Source organism: Serratia sp. 121840015-1 (assembly GCF_053627655.1).
In genome coordinates, this window is the sequence record NZ_JBSEYF010000010.1 from 48,838 (window position 1) to 54,837 (window position 6,000).

Here is a 6,000-nt window from a genome sequence, read left to right on the forward strand (position 1 = left end):
TAACGTTGCCTATAGCCAATAGCATTCAAAAGACAGGCAGGCGGCAACTGAACGAATCCCTGGGAGCTTAGTTAACTAAGTGACCTGGGTGAGAGAGGGCAGCCAACACCCCTGTCTTTTGAAGGATGACGGATATAAAGGAGCCGTGCATGAGTCAGCGAGGGTTAGAAGCGCTACTACGTCCAAAATCCATCGCCGTGCTGGGCGCTTCGCAGCAGCCCGGCCGCGCCGGCAACCTGATGATGAGCAACCTGCTGGCCGGCGGATTCGGCGGGCCCATCTTGCCGGTCACGCCGCGCTACAAGGCGGTATGCGGCGTCATGGCCTACCCCGACGTCGCCAGCCTGCCGCTGACGCCGGATCTGGCGATCATCTGCACCCACGCCAAACGCAATCTGGCGCTGATTGAAGCGCTGGGCCAACGCGGCTGCAAAACTGCCATCGTACTCTCTTCGCCGCCGGAACAGTTCGCCGAGCTGAAGGCCTGCGCGCAGCGCTACGCCATGCGGCTGTTGGGCCCCAACAGCCTGGGGCTGCTGGCGCCGTGGCAGGGCATCAACGCCAGCTTCTCGCCGGTGCCGATCCAAAAGGGCAAGCTGGCGTTTATCTCGCAGTCCGCCGCCGTGGCCAACACCATTCTCGACTGGGCGCAGCAGCGCGAAGTCGGCTTCTCCTACTTCATCGCGCTGGGCGACAGCCTGGACATCGACGTCGACGACCTGCTCGACTTTTTGGCGCGCGACAGCAAGACCAGCGCCATTCTGCTGTATCTGGAAAACATCAGCGACGCGCGGCGCTTTCTCTCCGCCTCGCGCAGCGCCTCGCGCAACAAGCCCATTCTGGTGATCAAAAGCGGCCGCAGCCAACAGGCGCAGCTGCTGCTCAACAGCCAGCTGGGGCTGGACGCCGCCTATGACGCCGCCATCCAGCGCGCCGGCCTGCTGCGCGTGCAGGATACCCATGAGCTGTTCTCGGCGGTGGAAACCCTCAGCCATATGCATCCGCTGCGCGGCGAGCGGCTGATGATCGTCAGCAACGGGGCGGCGCCGGCGGCGATGGCGCTGGACGAACTGCTCGGACGCAACGGCAAGCTGGCCACGCTGAGCGATGAGAGCCTGGCGACATTGAGCGACGCGCTGCCGGATTTCATCCGCGCCGGCAACCCGCTCGACCTGCGCGACGATGCCACGCCGCAGCGCTTCCTGGCGGCAATCGAAGCGCTGCTCGACAGCCACGACTATGACGCGCTGCTGTTAATCCATGCGCCGAGCGCGGCGGCGCCGGGCACCGCCACGGCGCAGCGGCTGATCGAGGCGCTGCACCGCCATCCGCGCGGCAAACGCATCACGCTGCTGACCAACTGGTGCGGCGAATACTCTTCGCAAGAGGCGCGCCGGTTATTTACCGAGGCCGCCATTCCCACCTACCGCACGCCGGAAGGCGCGGTGACCGCCTTTATGCATATGGTGGAATATCGCCGCAACCAGAAGCAGTTGAAAGAGACGCCGGCGCTGCCGGTCGGCCTCACCGCCAACACCGCCGACGCCCACCGCCTTATCCATCAGGCGCTGGCCGAAGGCGCCACCCAGCTGGATACCCACGAGGTGCAATCCATCCTGCAGGCCTACGATCTGAGCACCCTGCCGACCTGGATTGCCGAGGACAGCGCCGAAGCGGTACACATTGCCGAACAGATCGGCTACCCGGTAGCGCTGAAGCTGCGTTCGCCGGATATCCCGCATAAATCGGAAGTTCAGGGCGTCATGCTCTACCTGCGCACAGCGACCGAAGTGCAGCGCGCGGCGGAGGCGATCCTCGACCGCGTGAAGCGCACCTACCCCCAGGCGCGCATCCATGGCCTGCTGGTGCAGAGCATGGCCAACCGCGCCGGCGCCCAGGAGCTGCGCATCGCGGTAGAGCAGGATGCGATTTTCGGCCCGCTGATCATGCTGGGCGAAGGCGGCGTAGAGTGGCGCCAGGAAAATCAGGTGGCGGTCGCGCTGCCGCCGCTGAACATGGCGCTGGCGCGTTATCTGGTGCTGCAGGCGGTGAAAGGCGGCAAGATCCGCGGGCGCAGCGCGCTGCGGCCTTTGGATATCCCTGGGCTGAGCCGCCTGCTGGTGCAGGTTTCCAACCTGATCCTCGACTGCCCGGAGATCGCCCGGCTGGATATTCACCCGGTGCTGGCCTCCGGCAGCGAGTTCACCCTGCTGGACGTTTCGATGCAGCTCGCGCCGTTCAGCGGCGATCCGCAGGCACGGCTGGCGATCCGCCCTTATCCGCAGGAGCTGGAAGAGACCATCGCGCTGAAAGACGGCAGCCAATGCCTGTTCCGCCCAATCCTGCCGGAAGACGAGCCGGCGCTGAAGCATTTCATCGATAGAGTGACCAAGGAAGATCTCTATTATCGCTACTTCAGCGAGATCAACGAGTTTACCCATGACGATTTGGCCAACATGACGCAGATCGACTACGATCGAGAAATGGCCTTTGTGGCGGTGCGCGCAGACGAGATCATCGGCGTGACCCGCGCGCTGTCCGATCCGGACAACACCGACGCCGAATTCGCCGTGCTGGTGCGTTCCGATCTGAAAGGCGTGGGCCTGGGCCGTCAGCTGCTGGAGAAAATGATCGCCTATGCGCGCGCTCATGGCCTGACTCGCCTGAGCGGCATCACCATGCCGAATAACCGCGGCATGATCGCACTGGCGCAGCGGCTGGGCTTTGGCATCGAGGTGCAGCTTGAGGACGGCATCGTCAATCTGACGCTGCCGCTGCAGGCCGCCGACGCGCAGTGACCTGCGTCGCAATGCGCTACGAATCCACCACTTAACGCCAAAACATACGCACAATCGAGGCAACTAATGGTATTATCGCCCGATTATTCGGTTTATTGTTTTTAAGCCTGTGGCGTTCCGGCCATCAATCATGAGAGAAGAAGCGCACTGTGATGTTGTCAAAATTTAAACGTAGCAAACATCAACAACACCTTGCACAACTGCCCAAACTCCCCCAGACGGTTGCTGATGTTCGTACGCTGTACGCGCCGTCCGACTTTCGCACCACGCTGCTGGATTCCATCGCCAACGCCACCCAACGCATCTATCTGGTGGCCCTGTATCTGGAGCATGACGACGCCGGGCGTGAGGTCCTCAACGCGCTGTATCAAGCCAAACAGCGGCGCCCCGAGCTGGAAATCTGCGTGCTGGTTGACTGGCACCGCGCACAGCGCGGGCGCATCGGCGCCGCCGCCGCCAATACCAACGCCGACTGGTACTGCGCCATGGCCAGCCAGCATCCGGAGCAATCGGTGCCTATCTACGGAGTGCCGGTCAATACCCGCGAAGCGCTGGGCGTATTGCATCTGAAGGGCTTTGTGGTCGACGATACCGTGATCTACAGCGGTGCCAGCATCAATGACGTCTATCTGCATCAGCATGAGAAATACCGTTACGATCGCTACCAGCTGATCACCAATGAGGTGTTGGCCGATACCCTGATCGATTACATCAAGCAGCATCTGCTCACCGCCGGCGCCGTACAGCGCCTCGATCGCAGCGATCGACCGAAAAGCCCGGAGATCAAAAACGAGACCCGTCTGTTTCGTTTCGCCCTGCGCCGCGCCGGTTACCACTTCCGCGGTAAAGCCGGTAACGATGAGCTGGCGGTGACGCCGCTGGTTGGGCTTGGCAAGCAAAGCGTGCTGAATAAAACCATTCATCACCTGATGTCGTGCGCCGACCAGAAACTGACGCTGTGTACCCCCTATTTCAACCTGCCGGCGCTGCTGGTGCGCAACATCATTTATCTGCTGCGCCAGGGCAAACAGGTGGAGATCATCGTCGGCGACAAAACCGCCAACGACTTCTATATTCCGGAAGACCAGCCGTTCAAAATCATCGGCGCACTGCCCTACCTGTACGAGATCAACCTGCGCCGCTTCCTGAGCCGGTTGCAGCGTTATGTCGACACCGGCCAGCTGATCGTGCGTCTGTGGAAGGATGGCGATAACAGCTATCACCTGAAAGGCATGTGGGTAGACGAAGAGTGGCAGCTGGTCACCGGCAATAACCTCAACCCACGCGCCTGGCGGCTGGATCTGGAAAACGCCATTCTGATCCACGATCCCAAGCAGGAAATGCGCGAGCAGCGGCAAAAAGAGCTGGAATGCATCCGCACCCACACCACCGTGGTCGGCCACTATCAGGAGCTGCAAAGCATTCAGCAGTATCCGATCAAGGTGCGTAAGCTGATTCGCCGTCTGCGGCGTATCCGCATCGATCGGCTGATTAGCCGTATCCTGTAAGATCTACTCTGACCCCGGCCAAGGCCGGGGTTTTTATTACAGCTGTATTTCCTTGCCTTTGCGATGCAGCCGGAGCGAGACCAGCAACGCCAGCAGGCACATGCCGGAAACGTACCAGAAGAAAGCGTTCTCCACGCCAAACGATTTAAGCGACAACGCGACATATTCCGCCGAACCGCCGAACATGGCATTCGCTACCGCATAAGACAAACCCACCCCTAGCGCACGCACCTCCGGCGGGAACATCTCGGCTTTAAGCAGCCCGCTGATCGCGGTATAAAAGCTGACGACGAACAACGCCAGCACGATCAGGCCGAACGCCATAAAGGGGTTGGTCACCTCTTTCAGGGCGAACAGGATCGGCACCGTCAGCACGGTGGCCAATGCCGAGAAGATCAGCATCGAGCTGCGACGGCCGATTTTATCCGAGAACGCGCCGACCGCCGGCTGCAGCAGCATGAAGACGAACAGCGCGACGGTCATGATGGCGCTGGCCAGCTTGGCGTCCATACCGGCGGTGTTCACCAGATATTTCTGCATGTAGGTGGTGAAGGTGTAGAAGGTCAGCGAACCGGCGGCGGTAAAGCCCAGCACCATCAGGAACGCTTTGCGGTTCTTCCACAGTCCCGTCAGCGAACCGGCATCTTTGTGGTTACGCGTCTTCGCATCGGAGGTTTCATTCAGCGAACGGCGCAGGTACAGCGCCACCACCGCCAACACCGCCCCCAAGGCAAACGGAATACGCCATCCCCAGGCCTTCAGTTCTTCGCCGGACAATATTTGCTGCAGGATCACCAATACCAGCAGCGCCAGCAGTTGCCCGCCGATCAGCGTCACGTACTGGAACGAGGCATAAAAGCCACGTCGGCCCTTGATCGCTACCTCGCTCATGTAGGTAGCGCTGGTGCCGTACTCGCCGCCCACCGACAGCCCCTGGAACAGGCGCGCGATCAACAGCAGCGCCGGTGCCCAGCTGCCGATCGATTCATATGTCGGCAGGCAGGCGATCACCAGCGATCCGGCGCACATCATGCAGACCGAAATCAGCATTGAGTTTTTTCGGCCATGTTTGTCGGCAATATAGCCGAACAGCCAGCCGCCGATAGGTCGCATAAAGAAGCCGGCGGCGAACACCCCGGCGGTTTGCAGCAGCTGCGTGGTGCTGTTGCCCGCCGGAAAGAACGAGGCGGCAAAGTAAATGGAACAGAAGGAGTAAACGTAAAAATCAAACCACTCCACCAGATTGCCTGATGAAGCCCCGACGATAGCGAAAATGCGTTTCTTGTTATCCAGCGCCCCCTGTTCGACGCCGCGCTCACCCTCAAGAGCTGAGGTTGTTTCTGTCATGATATGTTCTCCGAGCCATAGCAATGATGAAATTCGGCTTCCTGCCGCCCTGGTTGTTACTTTATTGTTATTTATAAGTTAACAGCCAAACTTAATAGCGGACGAAGAATATCTGGAGTTCATTCAAAAAATGAATTGGTTTTGTGATGAATATAGAATCGTGAGATGAAAGATGAAGCGGGTTACAACGGGGATTTTCCATTTTACGCATAGCAAAAAGCCCTGAACGTCAGTTCAGGGCTTTCGGCTTTGTTTGATGCCTGGCAGTGTCCTACTCTCGCATGGGGAGACCCCACACTACCATCGGCGCTACGGCGTTTCACTTCTGAGTTCGGCATGGGGTCAGG

The 6,000-nt window shown here is 60.0% G+C and carries 3 protein-coding genes and 1 rRNA gene; 2 read left to right on the forward strand and 2 right to left on the reverse strand.

The window, feature by feature from the left end; all coding sequences use genetic code 11:
- Positions 1–149: 149 nt before the first annotated feature.
- Both ACUXAC_RS25615 and pssA read left to right on the forward strand, forming a co-directional pair.
- Positions 150–2,798 (forward strand): bifunctional acetate--CoA ligase family protein/GNAT family N-acetyltransferase, encoded by a 2,649-nt coding sequence (locus tag ACUXAC_RS25615; RefSeq protein ID WP_070913743.1) that lies wholly within the window; start codon positions 150–152, stop codon positions 2,796–2,798.
- 152 nt (positions 2,799–2,950) lie between these two features.
- Complete coding sequence (pssA, locus tag ACUXAC_RS25620; RefSeq protein ID WP_454267012.1) at positions 2,951–4,306, forward strand: CDP-diacylglycerol--serine O-phosphatidyltransferase; 1,356 nt, start codon at positions 2,951–2,953, stop codon at positions 4,304–4,306.
- Positions 4,307–4,342: 36 nt separating this feature from the next.
- Here pssA and ACUXAC_RS25625 read toward each other — a convergent pair whose 3' ends face one another.
- Both ACUXAC_RS25625 and rrf read right to left on the reverse strand, forming a co-directional pair.
- Positions 4,343–5,653 (reverse strand): MFS family transporter, encoded by a 1,311-nt coding sequence (locus ACUXAC_RS25625; protein WP_343181777.1) that lies wholly within the window; start codon positions 5,651–5,653, stop codon positions 4,343–4,345.
- A gap of 258 nt (positions 5,654–5,911) precedes the next feature.
- Positions 5,912–6,000: ribosomal RNA gene (rrf, locus tag ACUXAC_RS25630) — 5S ribosomal RNA — on the reverse strand; the annotation flags it as partial.

Coding starts and splice junctions, on each gene's coding strand:
- ACUXAC_RS25625 (WP_343181777.1), bottom strand. CDS start 5,653: ATGACAGAAACAACCTCAGCTCTTGAGGGTGAGCGCGGCGTCGAACAG.
- ACUXAC_RS25615 (WP_070913743.1), top strand. CDS start 150: ATGAGTCAGCGAGGGTTAGAAGCGCTACTACGTCCAAAATCCATCGCC.
- pssA (WP_454267012.1), top strand. CDS start 2,951: ATGTTGTCAAAATTTAAACGTAGCAAACATCAACAACACCTTGCACAA.